Raw genomic sequence first — 14,723 nt, 5'->3', positions numbered from 1 at the left:
GACCCTGTCCTTGGCCGAGTCCACGGTTGCCTCGGTCACGGTGAAGGCGGGCCCGTCAGCCCCGACGACTCCGATCACGCCCGCCCCGAGCGCCGCCTCGTCGAGCCCCACCGCGCCCAACAGCACTATGCCCAACACCACTGCAGCTAACGCAACGGCACCGGGCACGTCAGCCTCGACTACCCACGCCGGTCGCGGTCTGCCGCACACCGGACTCTGATCCCCCCCACGCCAAGCGCCCGGACGATTCGTCCGGGCGCTTGTTCTTGCGTGCCCAAAGGCGTGCCATTTTGTATTCATGCCCTGTAGTGCATAATTATGTATCTCGCGGTGTCACCCGGCGCCGCAACAGCGAAGGAACGTCACATGAAAACTCTGCGTCATGCCGCCGGTGCCACTCTGGCCGTTGTCGCCCTTGCCGTCAGCGGTTGCACCCATGCCTCAGAGGAGTCCGCGACTCCCACGGCAGAGGCCAGCAAGGCTGGCACTCCGTCGAATGCCCAGATCATCGATTCCATCAAGACTGATCCCACGATCGCCGCGATGGTCCCTGACGACATCAAGAAATCCGGCACCCTTCGCAACGGCGCAGCAGCCAACTATGCTCCGGCTGAGTTCATCGACACGGACGGCTCGAAGGTGGTCGGCTACGACGTCGACTACATCACCGCCGTCGGCAAGCTCATGGGACTCAAGGTGACGACCGCCAATGCGGCCTTCCCCAGCCTCATCCCTGCCATCGGATCCAAGTACGACGCCAGCGTCTCCTCCTTCACCATCACCGCGGAGCGGCAGAAGCAGGTCACCATGACCTCCTACTTCAAGGCCGGATTCTCGATGGCCGTCCCGAAAGGCAACCCCAAGAAGATCTCCCCTGACGACCTGTGTGGTCACTCCGTGGCCGTTCAGACCGGCACCGCCCAGGAGACCGCTGCCCAGCAGAAGTCAAAGGCGTGCACCAAGGCCGGCAAGAAGCCGATTGACCTGCTGTCCTACGCCTCCCAGTCAGACGCCACCACGAATGTCGCCGGGGGCAAGGCAGACGTCCTCTACGCCGACTCAGTGATTACCGGGTACGCCATCAAGCAGACGTCCAAGCTCGAAGCCCTCGGCAACATCACCGATGCATCGATGTTTGGCGTCGCCACCGCCAAGAATGACGGCGGACTGTCCAAGGCCATCCAGGCCGCAACCCAGAAGCTCATCGACGACGGGACCATGAAGAAGCTGCTGACCTCGTGGGGCACCGAGGACGGTCTCATCGAGACCTCCAAGGTCAATCCCGAGTCGTGATCACACCCAACTGAAAGGCATTCACGGTGGCCAACCACCACGCCGACATCCCCAACCGCATCCGAGCCCGCGACGTCGCACATCCGGGCACCTGGATCGCTGCTGTCATCGTCGCCCTCTTGGTACTGATCTTCGTCCAGGGGCTCGTCACGAACCCGAACTATCAGTGGTCGGTGGTGTGGCTGTACCTGCGTGACGTCAAAGTCATCACTGGTATCGGCTACACGATCCTGCTGACCTTTGCGGCAATGATCCTCGGAACCGCGGTAGCCCTCCTCATGGCCATCATGAGGCAGTCGAGCAATCCTGTGTTGCGCGGCGTCTCCTGGGCCTACATCTTCGTCTTCCGTGGCGTTCCGGTGTACACCCAGTTGGTGTTCTGGGGTCTGCTCGCCGTGCTCTACCCCACCCTGTCCATCGGGGTGCCTTTCGGCGGACCGACGCTGGCCAGCGTCGAGACCGAGAAGGTCGTCACCGCGCTGGCCGCCGCCATCATCGGCCTGGGTCTCAACGAGGGTGCCTATCTGGCCGAGATCATCCGGTCCGGGCTGGAATCCGTCGACGCCGGCCAGACCGAGGCCGCCAAGGCACTGGGCATGAAGCCCTCCCTCATCATGCGCCGGGTGATCATTCCCCAGGCCATGAGGGTGATCATTCCGCCGCTGGGCAACGAGACCATCGGCATGCTCAAGACGACCTCCCTGGTACTGGCGGTGCCCTTCACCCTCGACCTGCAGTACGCCACAAACGCCATCGCGAACCGTATCTATGCGCCGATCCCGCTACTCATCGTCGCCGCCTTCTGGTACCTCGTCATGACGAGTGTCCTCATGATCGGGCAGCATTTCCTCGAGCAGTACTTTGGACGTGGTTTCAACGGGAAGTCCTCGTCGAAGCGACTGCGACGCCAGGCCGCCATCCAGGCAGCCGGCACCACGCACAAGAACATCGCCCTGGAGGTCGAGCAGTGACCACATCCGCAGCAGAGTCTGCACGCATCGAGCCGATGGTGCGCATCACGGGATTGCACAAGGAGTTCGGCCCCCTGCACATCCTCAAGGGGATCGACCTCGACGTCGCCCCGGGTGAGGTGTGTGTCCTCCTCGGTCCCTCCGGCTCCGGGAAATCCACGCTGCTGCGCTGCATCAACCAGCTGGAGACCTTCGAGGCCGGAGAGGTCTGGGTCGGCGGCGAGCGCGTGGGCTACGAGCATGATCCCTTGCCGGACGGACGCCTCAAGCGGCTTTCCGACAAGGAAATCGCCGCCCAGCGGGCACGAGTCGGCATGGTCTTCCAACGGTTCAATCTCTTTCCTCACATGACCGCCCTGGGCAACGTCATGGAAGCGCCGATCAAGGTGTCGGGCTTGTCCAAGGAAGAAGTCAAGCCGCTGGCCATGTCCTTGTTGGAGCGGGTCGGCATGGCTGACCGCGCCGACCACTACCCCGCCGAACTTTCCGGCGGCCAGCAACAGCGCGTCGCCATCGCACGTGCGATGGCCATGAAACCCGAACTCATGCTCTTCGACGAGCCAACCTCAGCCCTTGACCCCGAGCTCGTCGGGGAGGTGCTCAGTGTCCTCAAGGACCTCGCCCGCGAGGGCATGACGATGATCGTCGTCACCCACGAGATGGGATTTGCCCGCGAGGTCGCCGACCACGTCGTCTTCATGGACGACGGCGTCGTCGTCGAGGCCGGTTCTCCCGATGACGTCATCAATCACCCGAAGTCGGAGCGGCTGCAGGGATTCATCGACTCGGTGCTGTGAGGTGTCGGGTCCGGGTGACAGACTGACGGTGTGCATGACGACCAGATGATCAGGCTCGGCCAGTACCTCAAGTTCGCCAACCTCGCCGACACTGGCGGTCAGGCTCGCGAACTCATCGCGTCGGGGCAGGTCAGCGTCAACGGCGAGGTCGAGACTCGACGCGGACGCCAGCTTCACCCCGGCGACGAGGTGACCGTGACCAGCGGCGGCCAGACCGTCACCGAGACCGTCGACCTCACTGAACCCGACGTCCCTTGGTGATCACGCCCCCAACACGACACGTGGCCCGGACCACATGGTCCGGGCCACGTTCTGTTCTCAGTGGACGCTGAGGATCAGGCGTATCTGGCTGTCTGAACAGCCTTGCGGGCATCGACGATGCCGGTCCCACATCCTGAATAGCAGCGAGCCGGCTTCACCGACTGCTTGAGGATCGACTCAACCTGAGACGGGGTGAGGTTCGGGTTGGTGGACAGCATGAGGGCGGCGATCGCAGCCACGTGCGGGGTGGCCTGAGAGGTGCCCTCCATGTAGCCGTAGGCCGGGGACTGCGGCGTCCTCCTACCACTGTTGACCGTCGACAGGATCAGGTCACCGGTGCGGTCGTCACCGCCGGGAGCGGAGACGTCGACGGTCGAACCGTAGTTCGAGAAGTAAGACTGAGCGCCGGTCTGGCCGGTCGCTCCGACGACGATGACGCCACGGCAGTTACCGGGGGTCGAACGGCTGGCATCCATCGACTCGTTACCAGCGGCGACAACGATCGTGGCACCACGAGACCTGGCGTTGTCAATGGCTCGCTGGTAGCTCGTCGGGCAGTAGTTGGAACGGCCACCAAGGCTCATGTTGATGACCTGGGCGGGGTGGCTGTTGGTAGGAACTCCCGGAACGTAACCGCCGGAGGCCCAGGTTATGGCGTCGGCGATGTCGACGTCAGTGCCACCGCAGTGGCCCAGGGCGCGGACGGGCAGGATCTGGGCGTCAGGAGCGGCACCAGCGATGCCCATGCCGTTGTTCGTCGCGGCTCCAATGACACCGGCCACGTGGCTGCCGTGCCAGGAGGAATCGACGTCACGGCGGGTGCAGGTACCGGCGAGGGTCCAGTCGCCTTCGTCGGAAGGATCGTTGTCTCGGCCGTCTCCGTCACCCGCAATGCGACCGTCAGAGATGAAGTCGTAACCCGGCAGGATCTTGCCAGCCAGGTCAGGATGCTGGGTGATGCCGGAGTCGATGACGGCCACCGTCACGCCGGAACCGGTGCTGGTCGACCATGCTCCGGGGGCGTCAATACCCTTGTCGGAGTGGAGTCCCCACTGACGACCCCAGTACTGGTCGTTCGGGGCAGACGACACCGCGGCAGGGCGGATCGTCTTGCCGGTCCTCTCGTTGATCGACATGTGGATGACCGGTTCGACGGATTCCACCTCGGGGTTGCGCTCGATCTCACTCATGAAGGCCTTGGCAGCCTTCTCGTCCAGCCCCTTGGAGACCTGGACCGACATCGAGTCGTTGGCTCGAGCCAGGGATGCCGTGACGTGGGCGCCACGGGCCTTGGCGGCGTGATCGACGGCTCCACGCAAGGAGGTCGAGCTGGCCCGCATGGCGGAGCTGGTACGAGCTGCGCGGGACATGCCCTGAGCGGAAGTCGAGTCGTCCTTGAGATGGACAACGAATCCACTGGTGGTCTGCGTGGATGCGGAGGTGCGCAGCGGTGAGGTGGTGAAGCCGGGAGCGGCGTTGCTGGGGACGGCGGTCGCGGCAAGGGAAGCGCCAGTGATCGCACAGAGCAGCAAGGTCGACGTACGACGTGATGCCATGTCCATTCCTCTCGGTTTGTTGAAGGTGGAATGAACCTAAGGTGACAAGGGGTCACCTCCTGGTCATGACGTCAAAACTTCTCACATGACGGTCGAGAAATCTTTCTGAAACAAAACCGGATTAGCTTCAGCTCCATATGTGCCGGCCATCCAGGCATGACAAGGCCGGGAGCGCGAAGCACCCCCGGCCGGTCGTTTCTGGGACGACGTCAGATCAGGAACCGCTGGTCATCTCTCCCTGAGCCCACGGCAGCCCCGGGACGGCATGAGCGAAGGCGCGCAGGATCTGCTCGGCCCCCTCCAAGGCGTTGGTGGCCTCCGTGCCCAACCCGGCCTCGATCTTCTCGGCAACCTGCTGGACGGACGGATCAGTGTCCAGTGACTCGAGAATCTCGTTGCGGACCATGTTCCACAGCCACTCACGCTGCTGCTCGACACGACGGGCTTGCAGGGACCCGTCCTTCTCGAGGTAGGCGCGGTGATCGAGGATCGCCTGCCAGACGTCGTCGAGCCCTTCCTTGGTGTACGAGGAGCAGGTGAGGACCGGGACGCGGCGCTTGTCGGCGTCGGAGGACACGAGCTTCATGGCGATCGAGAGATCACGAGCGGAGACACGCGCATTGCCGGCATTGTCGCCATCGGCCTTGTTGACCGCAACGACGTCCGCCAGTTCCAGGATGCCCTTCTTGATGCCCTGCAGCTGGTCGCCGGTACCCGCGACGGAAAGCATGAGGAAAGTGTCGACCATGCCTGCCACGGCGACCTCGGACTGTCCGACACCGACGGTCTCGACGAGGACCACGTTGTAACCAGCCGCCTCCATGACGATCATGGCCTCACGCGTGGCCCGGGCGACGCCACCCAGGTGACCGCCGGAGGGTGACGGGCGCACGAATGCCTCGTCACGGTTGCACAGATCCCCCATGCGGGTGCGGTCACCGAGGATCGAACCGCCGGTGCGGGTCGAGGAAGGGTCGACGGCCAGGACGGCAACCTTGTAGTTGAACTCGTCGATGAGCTTGGTGCCCATGGCATTGATGAAGGTCGACTTACCGGCGCCGGGAACACCCGAGATACCGACACGGATGGCGTCACCAGTGTGAGGAGCCAGCAGGCGCAACATCTCGCGTGCCTTCTCGCGATGTGCCGGTTTGCTCGACTCCACCAGAGTCAGCGCTTTGGCAATGTGCTGGCGGCTCCCGGCCAGGACTTGCTCAACCAGTTCGGGGACGTCGATCGGCATGATCACCATTTCCTTCATCGGGTGGGTACGTCTACCGTACCGCCCACGGACAACGTTCATGGCGGAGGGCTCATACCCAGTGGCTTTCAGGTCCGTATGACGGTGGCCCCTGGAACCTCGCGGGGTTCCAGGGGCCAATCCTTCAGTCTCGTGGACCGATCCAGTCTCAGTCGTCGCTGTGAGCGGCGAGGAGCTTCTCCATCAGCTCGATGGCAGCGTCCGGGATGACGGTGCCAGGTGGGTAGATGGCGGCTGCGCCGTCATCCTTGAGCTCCTGGAAGTCCTGGGTCGGGATGACGCCACCAACAACGATCATGATGTCGGAGCGGCCAAGCTTGTCCAGTTCCTTGCGCAGGGCCGGCACCAGGGTGAGGTGTCCGGCGGCCAACGAGGAGACACCGACGACGTGGACGTCGCCCTCGACAGCCTGTCGAGCGGTCTCCTCAGGGGTCTGGAACAGCGGGCCGACGTCGACGTCCATGCCGAGGTCCGCGTAGGCGGTCGCGACGACCTTCTGGCCACGGTCGTGACCATCCTGACCCATCTTCGCGATCATGATGCGAGGACGACGGCCTTCCTTCTCCTCGAACTTCTTGATGAGGTCGTGGACCTTCTTGGTCGACTCGGTGCTACCGGCTGCCTTGCTGTACACGCCCTCAATGGTACGGATCTGAGCGGTGTAGCGCCCGAAGACCTTCTCCATTGCGTCGGACATCTCGCCGACGGAGGCGTTGGCGCGACCGGCGTCGATGCACAGCTTGAGCAGGTTGCGGTCGGGATCGCTCGGGTCCGGGTTGGCAGCAGCCCAGGTGAGCTTCTCCAGAGCAGCCTGGCAGGCCTCCTCGTCACGGTTGGCGCGAAGCTGCTCGAGCTTGGCCTTCTGTTCCTTGAGCACCTGGGTGTTGTCGACCTTGAGGACCTCGAGATCCTCTTCCTCATCGAGACGGTACTTGTTGACGCCGATGAGGGGCTGACGACCGGAGTCGATACGGGCCTGGGTACGGGCAGCGGCCTCCTCGATACGCATCTTCGGGATGCCCTTCTCGATGGCCTTGGCCATACCGCCGGCCTTCTCGACCTCCTGGATGTGGGCCCAGGCCTTGCGAGCCAGCTCGAGGGTGAGCTTCTCGACGTAGGCGGAACCGCTCCAGGGATCGATGACGCGGCAAGTGCCCGACTCCTGCTGGATAAACAGCTGGGTGTTTCGAGCGATACGAGCGGAGAAGTCTGTCGGCAGGGCGATGGCCTCGTCGAGGGAGTTGGTGTGCAGGGACTGGGTGTGTCCCTGGGTGGCTCCCATGGCCTCCACACAGGTACGGATGACGTTGTTGTACACGTCCTGAGCGGTCAGCGACCAGCCAGAGGTCTGCGAGTGGGTACGCAAGCTCATGGACTTCGGGTTCTTAGGCCCGAACTGGTTGACGAGCTTGGCCCACAGCATGCGAGCCGCGCGCATCTTGGCGACCTCCATGAAGAAGTTGGTGCCAATGGCCCAGAAGAAGGACAGACGCGGTGCGAACTGGTCGACCTTCAGGCCCACCGACTCGCCAGCGCGGATGTAGTCGACTCCGTCGGCCAGGGTGTAGGCCATCTCGATGTCGGCGGTCGCGCCGGCCTCCTGCATGTGGTAGCCGGAGATGGAGATGGAGTTCCACTTCGGCATGTTCGCGCTGGTGAAGGCGAAGATGTCGGAGATGATCCGCATCGAGGGCAGCGGCGGGTAGATGTACGTGTTACGAACCATGAACTCCTTGAGGATGTCGTTCTGGATCGTTCCGGCGAGCTGCTCGGGCTTGGCGCCCTGCTCCTCGGCGGTCACAACGTACAGGGCGAGAATCGGCAACACGGCGCCGTTCATCGTCATGGACACCGACATGCGGTCCAGCGGAATACCCGCGAAGAGCTCACGCATGTCCAGGATGGAGTCCACAGCCACACCAGCCATGCCGACGTCACCGGGAACACGCGGATTGTCGGAGTCGTAACCACGGTGGGTCGGCAGGTCGAAGGCGACCGACAGACCCTTCTGACCAGCAGCCAGGTTACGGCGGTAGAACGCGTTGGACTCCTTGGCGGTGGAGAATCCGGCGTACTGACGAATCGTCCACGGACGGAAGGCGTACATGGTGGCGTACGGGCCGTGGGTGAAGGGCGGCAGACCGGCGTAGGTGTCCAGCCAGTCCATGTCAGCGTAGACGTCCTCGGAGTACAGGTGGCCAACCGGAATCTGCTCCGGAGTGGTCCAGGGCTCCTGCTCACCAGCGGCGGCGGCCAACTTGGCGAACTGCTCCTGTGCGTCCGCGGGGACCGGAGAGTCTCCGAGGTTGATGGAATCGAAACGAGGCAGGGTGGTCACTTGGCAACTCCCAACGTGTCCAGAGTGGTGGTCAGGACGTCAACGACGTCCATTCCGAGGTAGATGCGCCCGTCGACGACCTTCTCGGCCTCGGCAGCGTCATCACCAAATTCCTTGAAGGCACCCGACAGGTAGACCAGCTTGGCGCCAGCCTCCTTGAGGGCCTTGGCGACCTCGAGGCCCTGGGCCGCGTAGGTCTTGGCGTTCGAACACAGGTCAGCGACCTCGGCACCGGACTCCTTGAAGGCCTTGACGACCTCTTCAGTGGTGCCTCCCTCGCACTCCGGGGTCTCCATGCCGGCGATGTGCCACACCGGGGCGGAGAATCCCTCGCGAGGACCGAAGTCACGACGGGTTCCCAGGCAAGCCAGGAAAACCTTCGGACGCTCGGAGCAGGTGGCGGAACGATCAACGAGGGCCTCGAAGATCTCGGCGTCGCGGCGCCACTCCAGCCCGTTGCGCTCGGCAGTTTCGGGGTACGGCTTGGTCTCGACCGTCTTGGCGTCGAGCAGCGGGAACTCGCTGACGGCCGTGATCGGCTGCTTGCGGGTCGCCAGACGCTTGGCGCGCTCGGCATTCAGCTTGTCGAGCTCGGTGCGGACGTGGTCGCCGGTCACGGCGGCGGCCATGCCACCGGCAGCCTCGACAGCCTGGAACTCGACCCAAGCGGCTTCTTCCAGCTTCTTAGTCAGAGCCTCAACGTAGAAGGAGCCACCAGCCGGGTCATTGGCGCGACCGATGTTGGACTCCTCGGCGAGGATGATGCCAGTGTTGCGGGCGATACGACGCGAGAAGTCGCTCTTCGGCAGGCCGATGGCGGCATCGAAGGGCAGGGTCGTGACGGCCTCGGCACCACCGACAGCAGCACCGAAGGTCGAGATGGTGCCTCGCAAGATGTTGACGTAGGGATCGTCACGGGTCAGCTCACGCCAGCTGGTGACGGCCTCCTGACGGGCACCACGCTTGGCGGCCGGCACCTCGAAGACCTCACCGACACGGTTCCACAGGGTGCGCAGGGCGCGCAGACGGCAGATGGTCAGGAACTGGTCGTGGGTGGCGGACACCCGGAAGTTGATGGCGTCGAACGCCTGCTCGGCGGTCAGTCCCTGCTCCATGAGAGCGCGGACATACTCGACGCCGGTGGCGATGGCCCAGGCGAGCTCATGCACGTCGCCGGCACCAGCGTTGTGGTAGATCGTGGCGTCAACGACGAAGGCGCGGGAGTTCTTGTACTTCTCGATCTTCCTGACCCACTCGCCCATGCCGGACAGATCCGGGGTGCCACCGTTGAGGGCGGCGAAACCGATCGGGTCCAGACCGAGGTTGAACGACAGTTTGTCGGGCTCGATCTTGGAATCGGCGTAGACCTTGAGGAGGGCCTCGGCGGCAGCCTCCTGGTCGTCGCGGCTGGAGACCTCGACCTTGGCCAGGTCCAGCAGCACGTCCTTGAGATCGCCGGCGATGTCCTCGGGGTTGATGGCGTCGGCACCGACGCGCAGCCACAGGGACGTCACGCCACGCTCGAGGTCAGCGATGACGGCCTTCTTGGTGAACTCGACGTCGGGATCCTCGTGAAGGGCTCGGACGTCCCACGCGTCCATGCTGCCGTCACGGACCGTCGTGCCACGGGTAAAGGGCGGCACGCCCGGGGCGCCGAGCTTCTCGGAGGCATCCTGACGCCGGTACATCGGCTCGATCTGGATGCCGTCGACCGTGGTCGGCTCGAGGCGCTTCATTCCCTGCTCGATGTTGAGTTCCTTGCCCTCGGGGCGACCCCGGTTCAAGACTTTGAGGACCGCGTCCTCCCACTGTTCGTGGGTGACCTTCGGGAAGTCCCCGGCCAGGCTCAACTCCTCGGGCATCCTGTCCTCGACGGGCTTGGATGCGAGGTTGTCAGGATCAGTCATTCGTCAGACTCCTGCTCCGCTGTGGATGGTTGGACGACCTCGGCCGGCCCTCGAGACCTCGGACGCTGTGGCACACGCGGAGTGCACCACACGCTCTGGCAGGTATTCGGACTCATGGGCACCTCGTCTGCCGACGAGTCCTACGTCACCGCTTCCCAGACCGAAGCCCAGTGCTTGATCGACGTCCACCCGGTCCGAGAACCAGATGGGCGACGATGGTGATGTCGTTCCCACTCACCGCTGCGGGGCAGTTCCGGAGTTTCACCGGATTCCCTCTTACCGCCTTGAAACCCCGGACGGGATTCCTCGGCACCAGCACCTACGATACTAGGCTGCGCACAATCGGCATAGCGCACTGGGGGTGCATGTGCACGATCGTGCGAAACGAACGTGAGCGGCCTTTCACCGTGCTTTCCGAACCTGCAAGGTCCCGGGTCGGGCGGCGACGGCATCAATCCAGTCGCGCAGGTGGGCGTGGACATGTCGACGGTTCACCTCATTGAGGATCTCGTGGCGCGCCCCGGGGTAGAGAACGAGGTCCACCTCACGCGAGCCCGAGTCGCGCAACTGACGCGCAACCTGGCGCACTCCCCTGCCGGAGTCCCCCACCGGGTCCTTGGCGCCCGACATCAGCAGAATGGGAAGTGCCGGTGGAGTTGCTCGGAAGATCTCGGTGGAGTTGGCGAGTTCGATAAGCCGGACGAGTTCGCGGTAGAAGGCTGCGGTGCAGACGAAACCGCACAGCGGGTCGTCGTTGTAGGCGTCCACGACGCGAGCGTCTCGGGACAACCAGTCGTAGTCGGTGCGAGCCGGCAGGAAGGCCCGGTTGAAGGACCCGAAGGACAGGGTGTTGAGCAGTGGGCTGCGGGAGTCTTCCCCCACCATGAGCACCTGGGCCTGGGCCAGCCCGGTAGCGACAGTGCTCAACGGCCCCAGGGAGGAGCCAGTGCCGATGATGACCAGGCCGGTCATCTCGCGTCCTCGACGAACGGCCAGGACACGAGCAAGGAACGACCCCATCGAGTGTCCGACGAGGAACCACGGCTTCCCCTCCAACCTAGCCATGAAGTGGTCAGCGACGGCGGACAGATCGTCGAGCATCTGGTGGTAGCCACGATCAGACGTGGTTCCGAGTTCTCCTGTGGCGGCAGCACGCGGCCCGTGTCCACGGTGGTCGTTCGCCACGACGAGCCAGCCGTCGGCCGCAAGCACCTGGGCAACCTCGTCATAGCGAGCCGCGTACTCGGCCATACCGTGGCAGAACTGCACCAAGCCCTTGATGGGGCGCCCCGACGCAGCCTCAGGACGCCAGACAAGGACGTCGACGTCGACTCCGTCATCAGCGGTGATGGTGATGGTGTCCATAGTTCCTCCCAGACAGCTCACCCCGGACAAAACCGTCTCAACCATACCGACGTCCTCATTGCGCTTATCACACAGCCTGGCCGCAAGAGAACTTAGTGGTGGATGCCCCGCCAGTGCTGCCCGTCACTGACTCCGTGATTCTCTCCCGGTTGGCAGACACCGTCATCGTTGTGGCCCAGGTCGGACACACGACCGTCGACCAGGTTGAAAGCACAGTTTCCTCCATCGAGAACGCAGGAGGCATGGTCTCGGGCATCGTCTTGAACCGTGCCGACTCCTCGAAACTGTCGCATCTGAGATACGGCGAATCGGCGTACGGCTACGGATACACGAAATACGACAGCGACTACTCGTCATCACCCGCCACGGCTTCACAGGCGGCACCCCAGAAACAGGAGACGTCAGGGAGTAAGAGCATTCCCCGACGGGCAACCTCCAGACACCACAACGCACACGTCTAAGATGATGGTGGTCCATGTGCAACGGCCAGCATTCATACCGTCGCACACAGCTATCTGGGAGTGCCCGTGAAAATCGCTGTCGCAGGACTGGGCTATGTCGGCATGGCCAATGCAGTGTTGCTCGCCCAGCACAACCGTGTCGTTGCTGTCGACATCGACGCTGAACGCGTCTCGATGGTCAACAACGAACAGACGACGATCGTCGATCCTCTGATCGCGGAGTACCTGGCTCACCACGACTTGGACCTGCGTGCCACCACTGATCCGCAGGACGCGTACCGGGGGGCGGACTTCGTCATTATCGCCACCCCGACGAACTATGACCCTGACCAGAATTATTTCGACACCTCGAGCGTCGACGGAGTCCTCGACCTGGTACAGGAGCTCGCCCCCGAGGCGACCATCGTCATCAAGTCGACAATTCCGGTGGGATTCGTCGAGGGGGTTCGCAAGGAGCGCCCCGGACTCGACGTCATCTTCTCCCCCGAGTTCCTCCGCGAGGGCCGGGCCCTCCACGACAACCTCCATCCGTCACGGATCGTCGTCGGATCGGACTCGGCTAAGGCCCACCTCTTCGCCGACCTCATGACTGCCGGGGCCGTCGACACCGACATCCCCGTACTCTTCGTCGGGGCCACCGAGGCCGAGGCCATCAAACTGTTCGCCAACACCTACCTGGCCATGCGGGTGTCCTTCTTCAACGAGCTCGACACCTACGCTTCCCAGCGTGGCCTGGAGACCCGCCAGATCATCGAGGGGGTGTGCCTGGACCCGCGCATCGGCGACCACTACAACAACCCCTCCTTCGGCTACGGCGGGTACTGTCTACCCAAGGACACCCGTCAGCTACTGGCCAACTACCAGGATGTCCCCCAGACCCTCATTCAAGCCATCGTCGACTCCAACACGGTGCGCAAGGACTTCATCGCCTCCGACATCATCGCCAGGGATCCGAAGCGGGTGGGTATCTTCCGACTGGTCATGAAGGCCGGCTCGGACAACTTCCGCTCCTCCTCGATCCAAGGGGTCATGAAGCGCATCAAGGCCAAGGGCATCGAGGTCGTCGTCTATGAGCCGACCTTCGAGGGGGATGAGTTCTTCCGCTCGAAGGTCACCAGAGACCTTGACTCCTTCAAGGCCGACTGCGACGTCATCATCGCCAATCGGATGTCCCCCGAGCTGGCTGACGTTGCCGAGAAGGTCTACACCCGAGACCTCTTCGGCGGCGACTGAGTTCTCAGGTCCGGCTGGACCAGATGACCTGACCGGCCTCGCGGATGAGGGCCGAGCATCCGTCGCGCACGTCGAGCTCGACGACGAGGGGCTCCACCCCGGGGACACCACTGCGGTAGACATAGCGCTCGTTGGTCAGGTCGAGGGACTCGGTACGGGCGTCGACGAGCCAGGGATGACGTCGCCGCAGACCGAGCAGGTCCTGGTGGGCGCGCAGAGTCTCGGCGCCAAGGTTGGACAGCTCCGTCGGGCTGGCCGGGAACACCGGACGGATGTCGTCGTCACCCCCGAACCTCTCCTCCTTGATGCCGCGGTATGCCAGCTCATCCCCGTAGTAGATGAGCGGGACGCCGCCAATGGTGGCCAGCACCGCGGTCGCGGCCATCGCACCATCCTGCCCCACCTTCGAGGCGATGCGGGTGACGTCGTGGTTGCCGACGAAGGTCATCGGGGTGAAGGCATCGAAAAACTCGTTGTGACGTCCCAGGGCATGATCGAGCTCGAAGAAATTACGGGATTCGATGGACGACCAGATTGCCTTCCACAGCTCGTACTGGGTTACCGAGTCCATACCGGAGGCCTTGACGATTCCCGCATAATCGCCATGGATGACCTCGCCGAAGACCCACACGTCGGGGTGCTCCGCACGCACCGACGGCAGGACCGCAGCCCAGAACTCCGGATTGACGGAGTAGGCGGCGTCGAGTCGCCAACCGTCGACACCGCGGTCAGACCAGTGGTTCATGACCCGGGTGACGAGGTCACGAACGGCGGGGTCGTCATGGTTGAGGGCGACGAGGTCACCGTGGCCCTCGAAGACGTCGGGCTGACCGTCACGCCAGCGGACCATCCGTCCGGCATCGGTGTCCGGCCCGGCCACCAGGGCATCCTGCACGACCTGGTTACGACTCGAGACGTGGTTGAACACCCCGTCAAGCAGTACCGACAGGCCACGGGAGTGAGCGGCATGGACAAGGTGGTCGAAGTCGGTGTCGTCGCCGAGGCGAGGATCGACGGCGAAATAGTCCAAGGTGTCGTAACCATGGCTGGCCGAGGCGAAGATCGGCCCCAGTGCCAGGCCTGAACACCCGAGGGAGGCCGCGTGGTCGAGCCAGGCTTCCAGATGTCCGAGGCGATGGCTGACCTCGCCGGATTGGAGCCGCTTGGGAGCTCCCACGAACCCCAGGGGATAGACGTGCCAACCGATGAGATGATCAACCCATCCCGGACGTCGAGCCATGATGCCTCCGTTCGCCGTCGCCACAGCCGTTTCGCTGCAA

At 63.8% G+C, this 14,723-nt stretch carries 12 protein-coding genes and 1 riboswitch; of the genes, 6 read left to right on the top strand and 6 right to left on the bottom strand.

Features of this window, described 5'->3' with window-relative positions:
• Positions 1-366: 366 nt before the first annotated feature.
• The 4 genes from AC6I1W_RS05960 (at position 367) to AC6I1W_RS05945 (ending at position 3,322) form a co-directional block, all read left to right on the top strand.
• On the top strand, positions 367-1,293 hold the full coding sequence (locus tag AC6I1W_RS05960) for an ABC transporter substrate-binding protein (RefSeq protein ID WP_065674148.1): 927 nt from the start codon (positions 367-369) through the stop codon (positions 1,291-1,293).
• A 248-nt stretch (positions 1,294-1,541) separates the two neighbouring features.
• On the top strand, positions 1,542-2,264 hold the full coding sequence (locus AC6I1W_RS05955; protein ID WP_196768493.1) for an amino acid ABC transporter permease: 723 nt from the start codon (positions 1,542-1,544) through the stop codon (positions 2,262-2,264).
• 35 nt (positions 2,265-2,299) lie between these two features.
• The gene (locus AC6I1W_RS05950; RefSeq protein WP_065674171.1) at positions 2,300-3,061 is read left to right on the top strand and encodes an amino acid ABC transporter ATP-binding protein; all 762 of its coding nucleotides are present in this window, start codon (positions 2,300-2,302) and stop codon (positions 3,059-3,061) included.
• A 45-nt stretch (positions 3,062-3,106) separates the two neighbouring features.
• Entirely contained in the window at positions 3,107-3,322 is a 216-nt protein-coding gene (locus AC6I1W_RS05945) for an RNA-binding S4 domain-containing protein (RefSeq protein WP_023033342.1), read from the top strand.
• A gap of 74 nt (positions 3,323-3,396) precedes the next feature.
• Here the strand turns inward: AC6I1W_RS05945 and AC6I1W_RS05940 are convergent, their stop codons facing one another.
• From AC6I1W_RS05940 to AC6I1W_RS05920, 5 genes are all read right to left on the bottom strand, one after another.
• Positions 3,397-4,878, bottom strand: coding sequence for a S8 family peptidase (locus AC6I1W_RS05940; RefSeq protein WP_270235639.1), 1,482 nt, complete (start codon positions 4,876-4,878; stop codon positions 3,397-3,399).
• Between the two features lie 214 nt (positions 4,879-5,092).
• On the bottom strand, positions 5,093-6,139 hold the full coding sequence (meaB, locus tag AC6I1W_RS05935) for a methylmalonyl Co-A mutase-associated GTPase MeaB (RefSeq protein WP_065674173.1): 1,047 nt from the start codon (positions 6,137-6,139) through the stop codon (positions 5,093-5,095).
• A 148-nt stretch (positions 6,140-6,287) separates the two neighbouring features.
• The gene (gene scpA / locus AC6I1W_RS05930; RefSeq protein ID WP_015583100.1) at positions 6,288-8,477 is read right to left on the bottom strand and encodes a methylmalonyl-CoA mutase; all 2,190 of its coding nucleotides are present in this window, start codon (positions 8,475-8,477) and stop codon (positions 6,288-6,290) included.
• Positions 8,474-10,384, bottom strand: a complete 1,911-nt coding sequence (mutA, locus tag AC6I1W_RS05925) for a methylmalonyl-CoA mutase small subunit (RefSeq protein ID WP_004811956.1) — start codon at positions 10,382-10,384, stop codon at positions 8,474-8,476. Before mutA ends, scpA begins: the two co-directional genes overlap by 4 nt.
• An 80-nt stretch (positions 10,385-10,464) precedes the next feature.
• Positions 10,465-10,716: riboswitch (cobalamin riboswitch) on the bottom strand.
• Between the two features lie 70 nt (positions 10,717-10,786).
• On the bottom strand, positions 10,787-11,794 hold the full coding sequence (locus AC6I1W_RS05920; RefSeq protein ID WP_270235631.1) for an alpha/beta fold hydrolase: 1,008 nt from the start codon (positions 11,792-11,794) through the stop codon (positions 10,787-10,789).
• 104 nt (positions 11,795-11,898) lie between these two features.
• Between AC6I1W_RS05920 and AC6I1W_RS05915 the strand changes: the two genes are divergently transcribed.
• Complete coding sequence (locus tag AC6I1W_RS05915; RefSeq protein ID WP_462553439.1) at positions 11,899-12,210, top strand: hypothetical protein; 312 nt, start codon at positions 11,899-11,901, stop codon at positions 12,208-12,210.
• A 66-nt stretch (positions 12,211-12,276) separates the two neighbouring features.
• Positions 12,277-13,443, top strand: a complete 1,167-nt coding sequence (locus AC6I1W_RS05910) for a nucleotide sugar dehydrogenase (RefSeq protein ID WP_270235627.1) — start codon at positions 12,277-12,279, stop codon at positions 13,441-13,443.
• A gap of 4 nt (positions 13,444-13,447) precedes the next feature.
• On the opposite strand, the gene AC6I1W_RS05905 is transcribed toward AC6I1W_RS05910, so the two are convergent.
• Positions 13,448-14,683 (bottom strand): alpha-amylase family protein, encoded by a 1,236-nt coding sequence (locus tag AC6I1W_RS05905; protein ID WP_270235625.1) that lies wholly within the window; start codon positions 14,681-14,683, stop codon positions 13,448-13,450.
• Positions 14,684-14,723 lie beyond the last annotated feature (40 nt).

Source organism: Cutibacterium sp. KB22876 (assembly GCF_059728865.1).
This window is presented reverse-complemented; position numbering and strand designations above follow the sequence as displayed.